The 17870-nt window shown below is 41.9% G+C and carries 20 protein-coding genes and 1 pseudogene; 7 read left to right on the top strand and 14 right to left on the bottom strand.

Going from position 1 to position 17870, the window contains the following annotated elements; genetic code table 11:
* Window positions 1-180 (top strand): hypothetical protein, encoded by a 180-nt coding sequence (locus ACFSCZ_RS11350; RefSeq protein WP_380774046.1) that lies wholly within the window; start codon window positions 1-3, stop codon window positions 178-180.
* Between the two features lie 115 nt (window positions 181-295).
* Here the strand turns inward: ACFSCZ_RS11350 and ACFSCZ_RS11345 are convergent, their stop codons facing one another.
* Together ACFSCZ_RS11345 and ACFSCZ_RS11340 are read right to left on the bottom strand one after the other, a co-directional pair.
* Entirely contained in the window at window positions 296-388 is a 93-nt protein-coding gene (locus ACFSCZ_RS11345; RefSeq protein WP_018705486.1) for a YjcZ family sporulation protein, read from the bottom strand.
* A 91-nt stretch (window positions 389-479) separates the two neighbouring features.
* Entirely contained in the window at window positions 480-569 is a 90-nt protein-coding gene (locus ACFSCZ_RS11340) for a YjcZ family sporulation protein (RefSeq protein WP_380774045.1), read from the bottom strand.
* 177 nt (window positions 570-746) lie between these two features.
* On the opposite strand from ACFSCZ_RS11340, the gene ACFSCZ_RS11335 reads away from it, so the two are divergent.
* Window positions 747-1658: a peptidylprolyl isomerase gene (locus ACFSCZ_RS11335; RefSeq protein WP_380774044.1), complete on the top strand. Its 912-nt coding sequence runs from the start codon at window positions 747-749 to the stop codon at window positions 1656-1658.
* A 331-nt stretch (window positions 1659-1989) separates the two neighbouring features.
* On the opposite strand, the gene ACFSCZ_RS11330 is transcribed toward ACFSCZ_RS11335, so the two are convergent.
* The 4 genes from ACFSCZ_RS11330 to ACFSCZ_RS11315 all read right to left on the bottom strand — a co-directional run bounded on the left by ACFSCZ_RS11330 (window position 1990) and on the right by ACFSCZ_RS11315 (window position 7509).
* A complete protein-coding gene (locus tag ACFSCZ_RS11330) occupies window positions 1990-2181 on the bottom strand; it encodes a sporulation YhaL family protein (RefSeq protein WP_380774043.1) in 192 nt (63 codons plus the stop codon).
* 84 nt (window positions 2182-2265) lie between these two features.
* Window positions 2266-3210 (bottom strand): 3'-5' exoribonuclease YhaM, encoded by a 945-nt coding sequence (yhaM, locus tag ACFSCZ_RS11325; RefSeq protein WP_380774042.1) that lies wholly within the window; start codon window positions 3208-3210, stop codon window positions 2266-2268.
* Window positions 3211-3278: 68 nt separating this feature from the next.
* Window positions 3279-6260, bottom strand: coding sequence for an ATP-binding protein (locus ACFSCZ_RS11320; protein WP_380774041.1), 2982 nt, complete (start codon window positions 6258-6260; stop codon window positions 3279-3281).
* A gap of 16 nt (window positions 6261-6276) precedes the next feature.
* Window positions 6277-7509: a metallophosphoesterase family protein gene (locus tag ACFSCZ_RS11315; protein ID WP_380774040.1), complete on the bottom strand. Its 1233-nt coding sequence runs from the start codon at window positions 7507-7509 to the stop codon at window positions 6277-6279.
* 132 nt (window positions 7510-7641) lie between these two features.
* Here ACFSCZ_RS11315 and ACFSCZ_RS11310 point away from each other — a divergent pair, with 132 nt between their 5' ends.
* The gene (locus ACFSCZ_RS11310) at window positions 7642-7827 is read left to right on the top strand and encodes a YhzD family protein (protein ID WP_380774039.1); all 186 of its coding nucleotides are present in this window, start codon (window positions 7642-7644) and stop codon (window positions 7825-7827) included.
* Between the two features lie 39 nt (window positions 7828-7866).
* Here the strand turns inward: ACFSCZ_RS11310 and ACFSCZ_RS11305 are convergent, their stop codons facing one another.
* The 3 genes from ACFSCZ_RS11305 to ACFSCZ_RS11295 all read right to left on the bottom strand — a co-directional run bounded on the left by ACFSCZ_RS11305 (window position 7867) and on the right by ACFSCZ_RS11295 (window position 10443).
* Window positions 7867-8784: a Cof-type HAD-IIB family hydrolase gene (locus ACFSCZ_RS11305; protein WP_380774038.1), complete on the bottom strand. Its 918-nt coding sequence runs from the start codon at window positions 8782-8784 to the stop codon at window positions 7867-7869.
* A gap of 137 nt (window positions 8785-8921) precedes the next feature.
* The gene (locus ACFSCZ_RS11300) at window positions 8922-9272 is read right to left on the bottom strand and encodes a YlbF/YmcA family competence regulator (protein ID WP_380774037.1); all 351 of its coding nucleotides are present in this window, start codon (window positions 9270-9272) and stop codon (window positions 8922-8924) included.
* Window positions 9273-9303: 31 nt separating this feature from the next.
* Window positions 9304-10443 (bottom strand): DUF445 domain-containing protein, encoded by a 1140-nt coding sequence (locus tag ACFSCZ_RS11295; protein WP_380774036.1) that lies wholly within the window; start codon window positions 10441-10443, stop codon window positions 9304-9306.
* A gap of 175 nt (window positions 10444-10618) precedes the next feature.
* On the opposite strand from ACFSCZ_RS11295, the gene ACFSCZ_RS11290 reads away from it, so the two are divergent.
* The 3 genes from ACFSCZ_RS11290 to ACFSCZ_RS11280 all read left to right on the top strand — a co-directional run bounded on the left by ACFSCZ_RS11290 (window position 10619) and on the right by ACFSCZ_RS11280 (window position 12522).
* Window positions 10619-11986: a YheC/YheD family endospore coat-associated protein gene (locus tag ACFSCZ_RS11290; protein WP_380774035.1), complete on the top strand. Its 1368-nt coding sequence runs from the start codon at window positions 10619-10621 to the stop codon at window positions 11984-11986.
* 52 nt (window positions 11987-12038) lie between these two features.
* Window positions 12039-12257, top strand: a complete 219-nt coding sequence (locus tag ACFSCZ_RS11285; RefSeq protein WP_380774034.1) for a YheE family protein — start codon at window positions 12039-12041, stop codon at window positions 12255-12257.
* 73 nt (window positions 12258-12330) lie between these two features.
* A complete protein-coding gene (locus ACFSCZ_RS11280) occupies window positions 12331-12522 on the top strand; it encodes a hypothetical protein (protein ID WP_380774033.1) in 192 nt (63 codons plus the stop codon).
* A 34-nt stretch (window positions 12523-12556) separates the two neighbouring features.
* On the opposite strand, the gene ACFSCZ_RS11275 is transcribed toward ACFSCZ_RS11280, so the two are convergent.
* On the bottom strand, window positions 12557-12805 hold the full coding sequence (locus ACFSCZ_RS11275; RefSeq protein ID WP_380774032.1) for a hypothetical protein: 249 nt from the start codon (window positions 12803-12805) through the stop codon (window positions 12557-12559).
* A gap of 234 nt (window positions 12806-13039) precedes the next feature.
* Here ACFSCZ_RS11275 and ACFSCZ_RS11270 point away from each other — a divergent pair, with 234 nt between their 5' ends.
* On the top strand, window positions 13040-13240 hold the full coding sequence (locus ACFSCZ_RS11270; RefSeq protein ID WP_380774031.1) for a small, acid-soluble spore protein, alpha/beta type: 201 nt from the start codon (window positions 13040-13042) through the stop codon (window positions 13238-13240).
* A 311-nt stretch (window positions 13241-13551) separates the two neighbouring features.
* Here the strand turns inward: ACFSCZ_RS11270 and fumC are convergent, their stop codons facing one another.
* From fumC to ACFSCZ_RS11250, 4 genes and pseudogenes are all read right to left on the bottom strand, one after another.
* Window positions 13552-14931 (bottom strand): class II fumarate hydratase, encoded by a 1380-nt coding sequence (fumC, locus tag ACFSCZ_RS11265; RefSeq protein ID WP_380774030.1) that lies wholly within the window; start codon window positions 14929-14931, stop codon window positions 13552-13554.
* Window positions 14932-15031: 100 nt separating this feature from the next.
* Complete coding sequence (locus ACFSCZ_RS11260) at window positions 15032-17101, bottom strand: transglycosylase domain-containing protein (RefSeq protein WP_380774064.1); 2070 nt, start codon at window positions 17099-17101, stop codon at window positions 15032-15034.
* A 207-nt stretch (window positions 17102-17308) separates the two neighbouring features.
* Window positions 17309-17482: pseudogene (tnpA, locus tag ACFSCZ_RS11255) on the bottom strand (IS200/IS605 family transposase); the annotation flags it as partial.
* 172 nt (window positions 17483-17654) lie between these two features.
* Window positions 17655-17819, bottom strand: coding sequence for a hypothetical protein (locus tag ACFSCZ_RS11250; protein WP_380774029.1), 165 nt, complete (start codon window positions 17817-17819; stop codon window positions 17655-17657).
* Between the last annotated feature and the right edge of the window lie 51 nt (window positions 17820-17870).

Here is a 17870-nt window from a genome sequence, read left to right as displayed (position 1 = left end):
TTGCCGGCTCTGTTTATTATTTTTGCTATATTTATTTTATATACCTTTAACAACCTTACCTATTCCCTCTGTGTTCAACGTGAAATTCCAGAGGAACGCCAACCAAAAATTTTTCGCACCATTAATATTTTAATTACCATTTTATTATTCTCCTCATATATTGAAATTTTATATACTTAACTTAAAAAACGCACGGCTTCAGCATACGAGTTGGAACAAACCAACCGGGTTAATAAGACAAGGACGGTACCTGCGCGGATACCGTCCTTTCTGCCTATGATCGTTCAGCATATTTTTAGTAAAACCAGGATGCTCCAACGATGATTAACAAGATGAACAATACAACGATTAGAGCAAATCCTGCTCCGTATCCAGCGCCTCCGCTCACTTACATGCACCTCCTCCAACTTGCTCACCATTCATTTTATTCATTCGAAATCTGTATGCACCGGACATACGCCCATTTTTTCAAAAGTTGATTAGCATACCCACGCTGATCCAACGATGATCAACAAAATAAACAGTACGACTATGAGCGCAAATCCTCCGCCGTATCCAAAGCCTCCCATATGAATAACCCCCTTTAGCTCTTTCGCTATAACATATGAAGAGGGCGGGCATGTTGGCTGAATCAAACGCCCAATTTCTCATATTTTCATGAAAATGTTTTTTTCTGCAACCATCTGTGATATAGTATGTTTTGTGGATTTTTATTGTAATTACAGATTAGCAGGGAGTTGGCTTATATGAATAAATGGGTGTTATCCCTTTCTTTGGCAGCCGGTATTGCCGCATTGGCAGGCTGCAGCGGTGATGGAGGGGACGCAGTTGCCAAAACAAATGCCGGGGATGTTACGAAAGATGAGCTATACGAAGCAATGAAAAGTAAAGTCGGCGAGCAGTCGCTGCAACAACTTGTTTTCGAAAAAGTGTTATCCAAAGATTATGAAGTATCCGACAAAGAATTGGACGCAAAAATGGAAGAGCTGAAAGAGCAGCTGGGACCTCAATTTGACATGGCTTTGATGCAGAGCGGTTTTAAAGATGAAGATGAGTTCCGTGAATCTTTAAAAGTCAGCCTCCTGCAGGAAAAAGCTGCTGTTAAGGACGTTGAAGTGACTGAGGATGAAGTTAAGGAATATTACGAAAACAAACAAAAAGATATTACAGTACGACACATTTTGCTTGATGATGAAAAAACTGCAAAAGAAGTGAAAAAAAAGCTTGAGGACGGCGGAGATTTTGCAAAGCTGGCAAAAGAATATTCCGTTGACACAGCTGCCAATGAGCAAGGGGGCGACCTTGGGACCATTTCGATTGATGACCCTCAAATGGATGCAACCTTCAAAGAGGCCGCTTTTAAATTGAAAAAAGATGAGATTAGTGATCCGGTTGAAACACAATTCGGCTGGCATATTATTCAAGTAACAGATATTAAAGAGAAGGAAAAGCAAGAAGAATTTGATAAAGTAAAAGACGAGATTGAGCATGAGCTCAAAGTGTCCAAGCTTGATCCTGAAATGATGCAAAACGCGTTGAAGAGAGAACTTGAAGAAGCTGATATTAGTGTGAAAGACAGCGACTTAAAGGCCGCTTTCGATCCAATCCTTGAAGAACCAGAAGATGCTTCTGAAGAACAGATTGAAGAGGAAAAATAATTACATCACAGGGAATGAGGGTTCTTTCAGCCAGTAGGAAAGCAGCTTGATCTCTCATGAAATGCTAATATGATCAAGAGGGTTCATGCAGCTTTTCCCGAGCCGAACGGTTGCGTTCGGACAAGCATTGGCACGATAACTCATTTTTCCTTGTTTAACTGTTTAATCTGTGGCACCGGCTTGCTGCACGAAAACGACTTTCTGTTGGAGCTAGTCAATCCATCAGGTTTCAACATAGAAAAACGTCTAATGGATTACTTCTTTTAGTTAAAAAGCTGCCAAATGTGGCAGCTTTTTCTCCTTTTCAGCCTGTGTTTGGACTGCATCCATCTTATGAATGTCCTGCTTGACGCATGTTTCTTCTGCGTTCTTTTTCCTCCTCCATCCTCTCTATATAAACTTCCCCTTCCTTCTCAATCCATTCTTTTTCGAATTGATGATCTTCACGCGCTGACTTAATCGCCATGAACGCACTGACAAAAATACCTGCAATAACAAAGTATAACCAAATTGGCAAAGACATCTTCTTCTCCCCCTATCATGGCTCGTCCACCTATCATCAGCATATGAAAAATACAAAGAAAAAATGCCTCTGTATGCAGAGGCATTATGAATGAAATGTAGGTTTATAGAATGAGCGATTATCTAAAGGAAAGATTCTTTCGGAAAACTCGCCTGGTTTGACGTGCTTTAGGGCACGGTCCAGCATGTTCATCTTGGCATCAATATTATCGATCATAAACAGGATTTCAGCTTCTTTGATCATTGGCTGTTTGGGGCTCCCCCATTCCAACTTCCCATGGTGGCTCAGGACGAGATGCTGAAGAACGACGACTTCTTCTCCTTGAATTCCAAGTTCATCTGCAGCCTTGCCAATTTCGTTCACCATAATGTTGATATGTCCGAGAAGATTCCCTTCAACGGTATAAGCCGCTGCCACAGGACCAGATAACTCAATCACTTTTCCTAAATCATGCAAAATGATTCCCGCAAAAAGCAGATCACGGTCAAGGGAAGGGTATAGGTCTGCTACGGATTTCGCTAAATCCAGCATGGATACCACGTGGTATCCTAGCCCCGAAACAAACTCATGATGATTTTTTGTAGCTGCCGGATATTCCAGGAACTCCTCTTGATACTTACGGACTAAATGTCTTGTAATCCGCTGTATATTAGGATTTTTCATTTCAAATATATACTGGGTGACTTTACTGGAAATCTCCTCTTTGGATAAAGGGGCTTTTTCCAATAAGTCACTGATTTTTACATTATCCTGCGGATTGGAACGTCTAATTTTTTTTATTTTCAGCTGCATTCTTCCCCGATAATTATGGACTTCACCGGCAATCCGAACAATGGTCCCCTGTTGATATGCTTTTACCTCACTATCTGAAGCATCCCACAGCTTTGCTTCTATATCTCCTGAACGATCTTGCAATATAAGTGTCAAGAATGGTTTACCGTTACTTGCGATGCCCCTGAAAGAGCTTTTAATGAGAAGAAAAAGATCTACTTGCTCCCCCACTTCATGTTCCATCAATTCTTTAATCATCCAAACGCCTGCCTCCCTTTATTCTTTTCAAATTATACCATATTCCTAATCTATTATTTTTACAATCATCAAACAGGACTTGTTTTCTTCTCATGGATCTGAATGATTTGCTCATTTGAAAATTGCTGGGCCATATGCCGGTGACATGTGAAAAGTAATACTTGTATATCTGAACTGATTTCCTCAATCAACTGCAGCACTTTTTTTGTCCTTTTATGGTCAAAATTGACGAACCCATCATCAATGATGATCGGAAATGGAAATTCTTCCTTTAAAACATCTACCAGCCCCAAACGAATGGAAATATAGAGCTGTTCCCCTGTACCTCTGCTCAATTCATGCGGAGCAAATAAGATTCGATCTTTGCGTTCCACTTCCAAAGTCCCGTCTGTCTTCACATGAATGCGGATATATTCCTCATCTGTTAAGAATGAAAAATATTCAGTTGCTTTTCGGATAACTTTCGGAAAGCGTCCTTCTTTATATTTTTTCATGATTTTCTTCAGTAAATGATCTGCAACTGCCAGTTCAGCCCACTTGCGTGCTTTCTCATTAAACAGGAAACGGTTATGGCGGAACAGATGCAGCTTTTCCGTATAGGTACCGCCCTCCTCAAGAAAGCGGATTTCCTGATTTATTGCAGCCATTCTATTTCTGTCTTCATCCAAAAGTCGTGTGCGCTTATGGCTTTCCTCTTCCAGCCTGCGGATGTCGTTCTGCAATTCTTCTTTGCTTTGATAACCATGATTTTCTTCCATTCCAAGCTGATGTCTCAGCAATTCCAGCCGCTCTTTCAGGAGAACCTTCTCCTCAAACAGCTTGGCTTTTTGACGAAACTCCTCTTCATTGCTCACCTGTGCAGATTCAAACAGTTGTTGCACTTTGAATTGCATAATAGACATTTCATTTTGCAGTCGTTGAATCTCCACTTTTAAATAAGAGACATTTTCTTCCTGTTCTTGGAGAGCAGCTCGTTTTTCCTGTTCTTTTTTTACTGTTTCACGTAAAAAGAATATGCACTCTTCCGGTGTATGGACTGAATAGACCTGTCTAAATTTCTTGAGAAAGTGGTAAAGAGCGGTTGTCCATTGATCCAGCTCCTTTTGGATCTGATCCCTTTTGGCCATTTTTTCTTGAAGCTGCCGATCCAGCTCCTGAAGTCTTTTCAACATGGAAAAGGCATCCTCCATCTTCATATGGGAAAAATCAATGTTCAGACCGAGGGAAATTTTAATCTCATTCAAATGATCCCCCAGTACTCGGATCTTTTCTTTTACACTTTGAATATCAGATTGGGACTCTTCCACCCTGTGCCTCTGTTCTTCAAGCCTTGTAAATTGTTCTTTCCACTGTTCACGCAGCTGAAGCTGTTCTTTATATTTATAAGCAATAGCGGGTTCAACCGACGAAGTGGACTCCAACTGTTCTTCTGTACTTTTTAGCTGGCTCTCTTTTTCATGAAGAGTTTCAGTAATAAAGACCAGACCTGATGTCTCTTTTCTTTGAAGGATTTGTATAACGGAATAGGCCATTACCAGAAGTGCCAGTAATCCTCCTCCCCATTGTCCAGAAAGTACACTCCATCCCAAAAGACAGGCAGAAAGGACCACGATGCCGGATGAGATGAGAGTGGTTTTCCGCTGCTCATTCTTCTGTTTCACCTGCTCCTGTCTCTTTCTGCCCCGTAGAACTTCCACTTCTTCCAGCAGCTGCTTTCTTTCCTCTACAAGCTGGTCTGTTGACCGTTGTCTCTCCAACTGTCTTTCCCAATCCTTAAAAAGACGTTCATGAACAAACCGCTTCTCTATGTCATTGCATGCTTGTTCAATAGAATGTAATGTTTCCAGTTCATGGACCAACTGTTCTTCCAAATTGTTCAGCCGAAATTCTTGCCGGGTAAGTTGCCGGACTGCTTCCTTAAGCTTTGCTTTCTGATCCATTCCCAAACTTACTTCTTGGATTGAATGGGCTTTTCCAATAGGATATTGAAGCTCCTTTCTGACAGATTCTGCTTCTTTTTGCCGGTCCTCAATGGAACGGGTTATTGTTGAAAGATCATCCATCTTTTGCAGGTGGACCGGCCATTCATGTAAATGTTTTTCCGCCACGACTGGATCAAAACCTTGTAAGGGGGCATTAGCTTCCATTTTCCTTTCTGCTGCCTCAACTCTTTGCTCTGCAGTCCTCAATCTACCGGACAATTCCGTTAATCTTTCCTCATATGTTTCAAGCCGCCTTAATCCGTCCGCCGGAAATTCAATAGACTTTACCTTGCTGTACCTGTTGTCCAGTTGTTCTTTTTCCGTAATAAGCGGCCATTTATTAAGCAGTTCCTTAAGGTGGTCCAGCCTATCATTTATTTCCTCCAGCCTGCTTTTAGACTGGTCAACCCTGCTGGTCACCTCTTGGGCTTCCGATAATAATGATTCGTATAAAACATATTGCTGCTTCGCTTTTTTTAACTGCTGTTCCTGGTTCCTTAATTGTTTTAAATGGTCGTTCAGTACTGGTTTTCGCCCGCCCGGTTTAAAAAGCTGATGGAGATCTTTCTGTAGTTCTTTCTCTATCTTTAAAAGATCGTCCGTACCGATCGTTCCTGCTGCCACTAAATACTTTCCGATATCTTCCTCTTTTAAACGATGTATCTCCTGGAGCCCATCAAGATCAAAGGAAAAAATCCTTCGAAACATCGTCTTATCCGCTCCATTCAAAAATTTCGGCAAAAATTCTGATTCGTCAACAGGGCCATTTCCCAGAAGGATCGTCACATCCCCTGAAGCCCTGCCTTTTACCCTCTCAATGATAACTTCACCAAATCTCTCTGTCTGAAAAACGAGTTTGCCGCCATATGCAGAATGGGTTTTTGGTTCATACCTCAACTCAGACTGCTGCTGAGCAGGGAATCCAAACAAAATGCTATGAACAAACGACATAACTGTAGATTTCCCCGCTTCATTTTCCCCATAAAAAACTTGAAGATCTGATAGATTATCAAAGACGATGTTATGAAGCTTTCCGTAGCCATATAGATGAATTTGCTTTAATTTCAAGGGTGCCTCCCCCCTTTCAGTCTCGTTCAGCTAATTGTTTCATCAGTAATTCCTTGGCTGACAAAAGTATTTGCCTGCGTTCCTGATCATCCAATGCATCCAAATATCTGCTGCTATATGTATGGGAATACAATTCTGATACAGCTTCTTCAAAAACATGTGCTGATTCCAATTCTCGAGCAGCTTCGTACAATACTTTCTCAAAGGCATCATCAGCCGATAATCGTTTTGCAGAGCGGTCCTCCTGATATATTCGATAGGGCCAGACAAATTCATGATCGATGAAAACCTCGTCTTGGAGCATTTCCGTAAATTCACCATTTTCTATTACATTTAAAACCCTTGGCGATAAGCGGCCTGAGTGGATAATTTTTAACTCACAAAGAACCCCCTGTCCCTTTTTGGCAATAGCTTCCATTTTGGATGTACATATTGCATAAAGCTCTGTAAGGTCTGTTTTTTTATCCAATTCTATTTGAATAGACTCCCACCGAACATCTGCTGTTTCAATGAATTCTAATTCGGTTGGTCCGTTCTTTACCATATTGACAACATAACAGCCTTTTTCTCCGTTTTCTTTGCGATGGCGCCCCTGTGTATTCCCCGGATATACGACATATGGATCCGCATGAAGTGTCCTTCGCTTATGTATATGACCCAGCGCCCAGTAATCCATTCCCTTTTCTAGAAGTTCCCGAACGGTAAAAGGCGCATAGGGTTCGTGTCCGCCCGCTGAACCCTCTTCACTGCCATGAAGCATTGCAATATGAAAATCAGTCCCCGGACGCTTTACATACTCTTCTATTATTTTTGTATAGACATGCCTCTTCGGGTAACTGAATCCATACACATGGACGGTTGTCCCATTTTTGCTAGTAATTTGTACAGGCTCCGGTTTTTTATGAAAAATATGTACCAAATCGGGCATATCCAAATGGATCCAGTCCCCTGACAAATGATCGTGGTTCCCATGTATAATAAAAGTAAAAATCCCTTCTGACCCCAAACGTTCCAACTGTCTTCTTAACCGCGCCTGCGCTTTAATACTACGGTCCTCTCCATCAAACAGATCTCCTGCTATCAATACAAAATCAACTTTGTGTTCAATAGCCGCGTCCACAACCCGTTCAAATGCGGTAAATGTACTCTCCTGCAGGCGCTTAAACAAATTTTCCGGCAAATGGTGCAGTCCAAGGAAGGGACTGTCCAAATGCAGGTCTGCCGTATGGACAAAGCGAATGGTCTTCACCTACATCACCTCAAGCGAATATACGTTCTACTATTATACATGAATATGGTTTGCACTGTCACCCTTGTTTATTTTCTGCTTTTCGTCTATTCAAAACTATGCAACAATAACTATAAGAAAGGGGGCCGTCAGATGGGGATATACCGATTAACCGCTTTTGAGGCAACGGGTGAAAAAATATTAGATGAGGCTTTTGATTCAGGAAATGATGAGGAAGCAAAAGAAAAAGGAACCGCTCTTCTTTCCGAAAAAGGAATGCTTCATAAAACTCACCGTTGTTCCTCTCCTCAAGGCAAGCTCATCTTATTTCATCGCTAAATAGTAAAAGACTGTCAGCCGAAGACAGTCTTTTTTGGATTATTTTAACTTATTTTTCTCTGTACTGATTAAAAACATGTTGTCTTCCAATGTTTCATCCTTTTTTAAGTTATTGATAAATCCGGGGCGATACTGTTTCCTGAAATGCTCTTTTACCATATATGCCACACCGTTATCGTTGTTTGTCCTTGTAATCCAATCAGCAGCATCTTGGACACTTTTTGGAGAATTTCCCATGGCCACTCCAAGCCCAGCCCATTCCATCAGCGGCCGATCATCCATACCTGCTCCTATTGCAACAACCTCATGCCTTTGAATGCCGTATTGGCTGCACACAAAGCGTACCCCGTTCAACTTGGATACACCGGATGGAACAATTACCATTTTTAATGGATCGGTTGGAATACAAATGACTTCTTCATACATTTCTTTTATGGCCTTTTGTGCGTCACTCCATTCTTTTTCATTAAAGAAAACCACTTCCATATGTGGAGGCTCCATTGGCTGATTCATCAGCTTATCACTGATTGAGTCAACATAACGTTCATGATAAATAAATCGGTTGGCGGATTGTAAAACCACTTTTCCCATCATATTATTTGGAAGCTTTCGTTTATTGCCAATTAAATATTTTTCGTGAACAAGCTTGATTTGACACGAAAATGACTCCAAAAGTGCTGTCAATTCACTTGTAATTTGTTCGTGGATCCTCTTTACATATATAGGTTTGTTCAGTTCTTTTGCAATAAACGATCCTTGATGAGCAACAAGATAATCCTTTAGTTTTAATGATTTAGCGACACGTTTCGCCGCCGGAAAATTTCTTGAGGTTGCCAAGATAATATGGATTCCTTTTCGAAGCGCAAATTCAATCGCTTCACGGGTTTGTTTATGAATACGGCCATTCTCCTGCAGAAGCGTGCCATCAATATTCAGAACAAGCATTTTATAGGTCATGGTGCTCCCCCTTTGCGCAATCTCTCCCTTCATAAATATACGAGACACGCCTGCCTAATAGAACTAGAAAATATGGTTTGGAAACCTTTTGGCACTATGGACCCGCACATAGATAAGGCTCCTCAAAAGAGGAGCCCTTAGGCCATAGAACCATATAATTCATTGAGGGGTGCCATGATAATTTTATTCAATTCGGTAATAGTCATGCTCATGCGCTGCTCTGCTTCCATGAGTCGTGATACCTTCTCATTTTCTTGAACTTGGTTTGCAATTACCTGTGCTTCCATAACCTCATCTTCTGTAATATCCCGGCCTTCCATTTGCTTTTGCTGGAGCTTCAGCTGGACATTTCTGAACTGATCAAACATGGTGCTTGCTTCATTGTCATTGGCTACATCCTCATACATGGCCAGTAAATGCTTAAATTCCTCACTATTGCGCATCGCCTTCTCAAGTTCATACGCGTGGTCATACAGGTTTGTGCTCAATTTACATCCCTCCTCACCGAAGTGTAACATACTATGATGTAAGCATAACAATGATACCTTGTATCAGGCCAATTAATCCTCCCAGCAGTGCTCCAAGATACGTAATCATTACCAATTCTTTTTTGGCGACGGAAATCACCAGTTCTTCCAGTCTTTGCAGCGAAAACGATTCAATCTCTTTACGAACCATATCTTCAACTTTAAATCTTTTTAATATTTCTCCTGATTGTTCAGCCAAATATTCACCGGCTGCCTCCAACAAGCGGGGAATTGCTGTATTTACTAACTTTTCTCTGTACGGTTCAATCAGTTCCTTTACCGGTTTATGCAAATAGCCTTCTACCGGAAACAAATCAGATGCACTTTTTTTTAAGAAACTTAAAACCTTCTCTTCGTTCACGCCGGCATAATATTCGCTCACCTTTTTCTGCTCCTGTTTCTTCACTTCTTCACTCAAGACGGAAATCAGCAGATCTCTTGTTCCTGGATTATATAGAAAGCGCATGATTTCAGGCTGTAACCGATCCGCCAGCTGATCTTCCGTCACAAACATTTGAACAATATTCCACAGTTTCCCCTTGTTTTTTAAAAAATTTTCAATTAACACTCGTATTTTCTGTTTGCCTTCCGCGCTTGAAAAATAATCTATGCCCTTTTGGATGATATGGTCAGCAATTTCCGGTATTTTCTCATAAACAGTTTTTGCCAGCTCTTTTGGCAAAATATCACTGATCGGTTTATCCATCCACTTTGTTTTCAACGATGCATATTTCTTTTCAACGATCCGGTGAATGGATTGATTCGTTCGTTCAACAGGATTCTCAACACCCAGCTGAGCCAAAAGCTCTGCGGGAGTTACCTTCTTTTTCAGCCAACCTTCTAATTTTGCATATATCCAATCTTGCGTTTCCCGTTTAAACTTTTCGTCCGTCAGCCTATTATAAATACTTTCAGGCGTCACTAAGTAACCCACTACGAGCTTCCCAATCTGTGTTGCCAATTCACCCTGCCGCTTTGGTATTAATCCTGGAGTAAAGGGTACCTGCCATTTACCGATATAAAATGTCCGGTAAGGCCGAAAGAGCATCCGAATCGCCAAGAAGTTCGTAAAACCTCCGATCGCCGCTCCGATTATCATCATAAAAGCTAACATTGTATACCAGCTCGACATGTATTTCCTCCTTAAAAAACGGCTGCAAGAACGGGGACAACCCCGTGAACATACGATATGAGAAATCCGCCCAGTTTTGTTCCCTGCCTTTTTCCGATTGCAGGGCCTCGAACTGATTATAAATAAAAAAGGTACACCAGGGCAAATCTGGACACTTTCAAAGAGGAGGGTTACCATGAGGGTTCGGTACCATTGTGAGTTTTTTGACAGTGATGAGCTGAAGATATATTATCCACGGAATTTCAAGCCTAAAGAGGAACATTCGTATGTTTCATTTGGCTCCAATGTAGCAGAAGCAGAATGCAGCCGTCACCCGAACGGAAGAAACGTCATTTCCATCAGTTCCAGTCTGGCCAAAATGTTAGGAATTCCTCGCTTTGTTTCAAACCTTTGCCTATTTCAGGATGATGAAACCTTATATCTTGGTCCGCTGGTGGGCATTTTCACGTCAGGATTTACGCCTTATCAATTGTTGCCGGTCGGGGAAAGAACAAAGAACTTTGCAAAGCAAATGTCGGTTCAAACATCTGTCGGAGCTGTTCCGTTTTTATTCGGCGAGAAACATATTCATTGGGAAAAAGGGATGATCCATGGTTATTTTTATCATGATCAAACCTGGAAACAGATGAATGTTCCTTTTCCAAACGTCGTATATGATCGCCTGCCCAACCGTTTGAGCGAAAAGCACCCGTCATTCCAAAAAGTAAAAGAAAGAATGGAAAATGACTATTTGATCCCATGGTATAATCCAGGTTTTTTCAATAAACTGGAGCTTCATGAACGCTTATGCAATGATGGGCGAATCGAACACTATTTGCCCGAAACCCATCCCTTTACATCCTTTTCAGAAATTGAACGGATGGCTAAAAATTATGGCCATGTGTATTTGAAACAGGCGGACGGGAGTAACGGCCGAAAAATTCGGCATGTTCTATATGATTCTGTGAGTGAAGATTTTTATTGCAGATTTTTTGATCGGCAAAACCGGCTTTACAAGTTTCATTCCATAGAAGCATTGATACATCAATTGTACAAAGGAAGAGAAACTGAAAAGCTGATTATACAGCAGGGTATTCGGCTGATTCGCATAAACAAAAGGCCTGTGGATTTTCGTGTTCATGTGAATAAGGATGACAGCGGCCAATGGAGGGTTAGTGCCATTGCAGCAAAAATTGCCGGTAAAGGGAGTCCAACCACACATATACGTTTTGAGGGGTCGGTTCATTCTCTTGAAGAAATTTTTCCGGATGAACAAGAGTGTGAGCACCATCGTTCCAAGTTAAAACAGGCAGCTCTGGATCTGGCAGGCGCAGTTGAGGATCATGTTGGCGGAATTGTTGGGGAAATTGGTTTTGATCTCGGCATCGATCAAGAGGGGAAGGTCTGGATGTTTGAAGCAAACTCCAAACCCGGCCGGCAAATCTTTTCTCACCCGGGTTTAAAAGAATCGGATCTATTGACTCATAAACTGGCACTTGCTTTTGCTGTGCATTTAACTGAAACAACGATTGATTCTCCACAGTTGCTGTGGGAAATGCAATAAACGTCCTCTATTAATTGTTACAATAGATGTACTGCAAAATGAGGTGAACGAGATGCTTCAACATTTTCAATATCAGCCTTTATATCAGGACCGGAGAATTCCAGGGTGGACGTTTTCATTTTACTTTTCTGGGAAGAGGTTTGAAGGTATATACCATCAAGACGGAACGATAGAATGGCTGTCTGATACACCAAATGTAAAAGATGATTCTCATTTACAGAAAGAGATCCATGACCTTATGCTCTATCATGTCTATGACTCCGAGCGATAAAACAAATTCCAACTTTTGAGATGCATGTCAGAACGGTTCTGCAGCCAAAATGATGTATAGGAGGCTGAGTACGATGAAAAAAAAACAAAGTAAGGGACAACACCTTCCGGACTCCCAAAATGAGGGCCGGGACCGGTATTTTATGGACGTCGACCGAATGATTAACGAAGGCATGGCCGGAGGATATGTTTTTATGAGGGATGATACCACAAACATCGAACAAACTACTGATTTCATACCTGAAGATGACCCAACAACTAAATAAAAAATGGGGACTCGCTTGCTGCCGGGTCCCGTTTTTATTTTGCATACACGATGGTGATTTCATGAGAAGTGCCACAAACCACACAAATAAACAAGTGAACACACTCAGGCTTTTGTGTGCTTTGGGGATCTCCATCCACTAACTGATTCCATTCAATCTCCATATAAGGAGAATAATCATCATAAAAATCATACACCTTCCCCTGGTCTATCATTGTTCCCATACACAGCCTGCATACATGGCGTTCAGCAGCCATTCCGTTGCATAAAGTACAATAACTCATCACCGATCCTCCTTCATCCCTATTCTTTGTGAATGAGAAGAATCCATGTATTTTACACCCTTAACGATTGAGGTAAAAACTCCCATTGGACATCCTGAATATTTTTATCTTGAAAAATCATAATAACAATATATCAAGATTGGGTTAAACCCCAAAGAAGGTCACATGCATGTGTGTCGGTGCAACTCCGACTAACCCAGCCACACTATCAAAAACAACAAGGAGATGACAACATTGGCTAACAATAACTCAAACCAAATCTTAGTTCCAGGTGCTGAACAGGCAATTGACCAAATGAAACTTGAAATTGCACAGGAGTTTGGCGTAAATCTTGGTGCTGATACAACTTCCCGTGCAAACGGATCTGTTGGAGGAGAAATTACAAAGCGCCTCGTTGCCATGGCTCAACAACAGCTTGGCGGATTCTCCCGCTAATAATTTAATAATTGACATGGCAAAAGGCCCCCGAACTCTTTCGGGGGCCTTTCCAGATTTAATCCAGGTTTGTGGGCTTTGTCGATGGTTTTGGCAGCTTGATCCTTTCGGACTGCTAATCAGACTTGCGCCTTCTGTTTGGCAATCTGTGCCCTGTCGCCCCTAAGCGCCGCTTTCCGCTTTTCCTTTGTCCAGCTCCGGCCGCCATCGGCTCGAGGTCGCTTCGGTCCAGTCAATGAAGTCTGAAGAACGACTTCCTTAGCTGGCCCTCCAGCGCTTGTCGCCGATAGGCTGGCGGCCTCCGCTTTTCCTTATAAATTCACCATTTTCTTTGGATCAATCCACTCATCGTACTGCTCTTCTGTGAGGTAGCCCGTTTTGATTGCAGCTTCTTTAAGGGTCGAACCCTCTTTAAAAGCAAGTTTGGCAATTTCAGCTGCTTTTTCATAACCGATGTGCGGGTTCAACGCTGTCACGAGCATCAGAGAGCGGTTTACATTTTGCTCAATGACCTCGTGATCCGGTTCAATTCCTACTGCACACTTTTCATTGAAGGATATCATTCCGTCTGCAAGCAATTGCACGGATTGAAGGAAGTTATAAATAATGACAGGCTTGTATACATTGAGTTCAAAATTCCCTTGACTCGCCGCAAAGCCTATAGCCGCATCATTACCGAATACCTGAACAGCTACCATGGTCAGAGCTTCACTTTGTGTAGGGTTCACTTTTCCGGGCATGATAGAACTTCCCGGCTCATTGGCAGGGATTGTAATTTCGCCAATCCCGCTGCGAGGGCCGCTCGCAAGCCAGCGAACATCATTGGCTATTTTCGTCAAATCCGCCGCCAATCCTTTTAATGCGCCATGGGCAAATACTATTTCATCATGGCTTGTTAAAGCATGAAATTTGTTATCGGAAGAAACAAAAGAATATCCCGTTTGTTTACTGATTTGTTCAGCAACTCTATCTCCAAAATCTTTTTCGGCATTAATTCCTGTTCCGACAGCTGTTCCTCCGATGGCCAGGTTCAACAGGTGTTCTGCACTTTCTTGGACCATTTTCTCACTTTTTTCCAACATGGCTCTCCACCCGCTGATTTCTTGGCCCAGCGTAAGCGGAGTTGCATCTTGAAGATGAGTACGTCCAATTTTGATAATGTCCATAAAAGCTTGTTCTTTTTCCAGCAACGTTTGTTTCAGCTGGTTTAATGCAGGGATTAACTCGTTTTTCACCGCATGGTACGCTGCGATGTGCATGGCTGTTGGGAATGTATCGTTAGAGCTTTGGGACATATTAATATCATCATTCGGATGAATTTTCTCATCAGAGTGTTCTCCCAGAAGCTCATTGGCTCTGCGTGCAACCACTTCATTTACGTTCATATTGGATTGTGTACCACTTCCAGTCTGCCATACGACCAATGGAAAGTGCTCATCAAATTTTCCTTCAAGTACTTCATCGCATGCTTGAACAATCGCTTCTTTCTTGGAATCCGATAATTTACCCAATCCGTAATTGGCGATTGCAGCTGCCTTTTTCAAATGAGCAAAAGCTTTTATGACTTCCAGCGGCATTTTTTCATCGCCTATTTTAAAATTCTGTTTGCTCCTTTGAGTTTGTGCTCCCCAGTATTTATCTGCAGGAACCTTAATTTCACCAATTGTATCTCGCTCTATGCGAAACTCCATTCTCTCATGCCTCCTCTACATTTTCACCACAAGTATTTTCTCATATATCGACAAAAATTTCACCTTTCCTTAAAAACTTACCGCCTAAACGGCTTTCCTCCTAATTTTCCTGGAACCTTCGATAAGTCTCTCTTAATTTTTCTTCAAACTTTTTCAAGTTTCCTTTTCCATTTTCCAGCTTCTCTTTCCACTTTTGTGCTTCTTCATTCATTTTTTCATCAAAATTTTTCAATCGATCCATTAGCGATCTTTGATCCTCTTCAAGCTTTTTGTTTACAGAAGGGGTGCCAAATTCGTTATTTTCCACGTGGGGCAGCGTTTGTTCCATCATGGATCGGAAAATAGGTACAACTGTATCACCACTCGACCCCGTTAAATAATGTTCTCGGTCAGTTTTATCATAACCAAGCCACACCGCAGCGACAAGATTTGGTGTGTATCCTACAAACCATTGGTCTTTTGTACCGTTAGGTATATCAGAATAAGGCAGTTGGGTGGACCCTGTTTTTCCTGCTATGTCATAACCGGGTATATTTGCATTCCTGCCTGTCCCGGTTTCTACTACATTCAACAAAATCGACGTCATTTCTTTAGCCGTTTTTGCACTGATGACCCTGGTTTTTTTCGGTTTAAACTCACCTTCAATATTACCTGTCGGACCTACAATTTTGGTAATAATGTGGCTATTGGCCCGGACACCCTCATTTGCAAAGACCGAGTAGGCCTCCGCCATTTGCCGTGGTGAGTACCCGGATGTTGTTCCTCCCAGTGCCAAACTGAGATTTTCATCTTCTTTTTGTATAGGAAGCCCGAATTCTTTGACAGAGGCAACACCTTTTTCCAGACCAATTTCATTTAAAAGCCAGACAGCAGGAACATTGAGTGATTGCTCTACAGCCGTATATAAAGGTACCTCTCCGGCGTATTGGTGATTAAAGTTTTTTGGCATATATCCGTTAAAGTCCATGCCCTCTTCATCCTTTAACATGGATTCGGCCGAATACCCATTTTCAAGGGCCGGCGTATAAACAGCGATCGGTTTCATAACGGAACCTGGTTGTGCCTTAAGCTGAGTGGCTCTGTTATAAGCGCGAAAAGTATGTTCCCCTCTCCCGCCGACCAGTCCTCTGATTCCTCCTGTTTCCGGATCAATCATGATGGCACCGCTTTGGGAGAGAGTTCCATCCGGACTGACCGGAAACAAGGATTGGTTCGCATATACTTTTTCCAGACCGGCTTGTATATTCTGGTCCATTTGGGTATAAATTTTGTATCCGCGGGTTAAAATTTCATCCTGTGTCAAACCGTAATGGTTGATCGCTTCATTTAAAACAGCATCAACATAATAAGGGTATTTCCCCTTCAGGGGATCCCCTCCTCCATCCTTAAGGACAATTTGTTCTTTAACAGCATCGTGATATGTCGATTCAGAAATCATCTCATATTTCAGCATCTGGTTTAAGACCAGGTCACGTCTTTTGACGGCACCTTCATAATTTTTATAGGGATCCAACGCAGATGGCCGATTCACAATCCCAGCAAGCATAGCAGATTCACTGAGTGTGAGCTCCTCTACATCTTTTGCAAAGTATTTCAGGGCTGCGTTTTGGACCCCCCATGCGCCGCTCCCAAAATACACTTGATTCAAATACATCTCAAGAATTTCACTTTTTGTAAATTTCTTTTCTATTTCTATCGCCAGAAAAACTTCTTCCAGTTTTCTTTTATAAGTACGCTCGGGTGATAGAAGAGCATTTTTCGTAAGCTGTTGCGTCAGCGTACTTCCCCCGGCTGTAATCCTTCCCGCCATTAAATTTTTAAAAAATGCACGAAAAATACCATAAAGGTCAAATCCTTTATGTTTATAAAAACGATGGTCTTCGATCGCTACTATTGCATCTTTCATATGTTGAGGAACAGCCGATACTGGAACTCCTTCCATACGGTTGGCCGAGATCTTGCTTGCCTCATCTCCGTCCTTATCATAAATGACCGTCGATTGCGCTAAGCCTTGCTTAAGAGATTCTACGTTGGCGGCATTGGCCAAATAAGCAAAGTAGACGAGGCCTATCAATACGGTTAATGATCCTAACAATAATAAAATTTGCGTTAAGTGAGCTCTTTTCCATAATTTTATAATGGCTTCTCTTGCTCGATGAAACAGGTTCATGACCTTTCCTCTCTTTCGCATGCCGGCTCCTGCCACATGTCCAAGCCAATTATAATATAAAGACATTGATTGGAAAAGCGGAGGCCGCCTGTCTATCGGCGACAAGCGCTGGAGGGCCAGATAATGAAGTGGTTCTTCAGACTTCATTGACTGGACCGAAGCGACCTCGAGCCGATGGCGGCCGGAGCTGGACAGAGGAAAAGCCGGACAGGCATTGGCTTCATGAATGATTACACCTTTCCTTTCGCATAATTCTCTTATTATTTGTCCAATACTCTTTTTATATTTTTCATAAATAATCTGCCTTCTGTATTTTGGAGCAAAGACTATGTGATACTTACAATTCCATGTTGTGTGTGCTAAACTATTCATGTCCTTCATAAGGGCATACCTCCTTCTTGGCGAGATGAAGTGGTCGGGAAACCAACTTTATCCTACCATGAAGTGAGGTTTTTTTGTTACCACGCTATAAGCTCTCTGGAACCCCCGGCATAGCCAGGGGTTCTCTAAACCATTAAAAAAACAATCGGTTCCCCGATTGTCAACAAGGCATTTAATGATTCAGTTCTATTTCCTTCTTTAGCTCATCTTCCAAAGTTTTCATATACATATATACAATTTGTTTCGTTTTATCATCCACACCAATGACGTCCAAGTGTTTCATACATTTGTGAATGACAGGATTCATCGACCTTTTGCTATCATCTGACATTTCCATTCTACCCACTCCGTTCCGCATTGATTGACTAAAGTCCCCTATTGTTTACAT

The organism is Siminovitchia sediminis (assembly GCF_042680885.1).
GTDB lineage: Bacteria > Bacillota > Bacilli > Bacillales > Bacillaceae_C > Siminovitchia > Siminovitchia sediminis.
The sequence above is the reverse complement of the archived record's forward strand: the minus strand, read 5'-3'. Positions and strand labels throughout refer to the sequence as shown.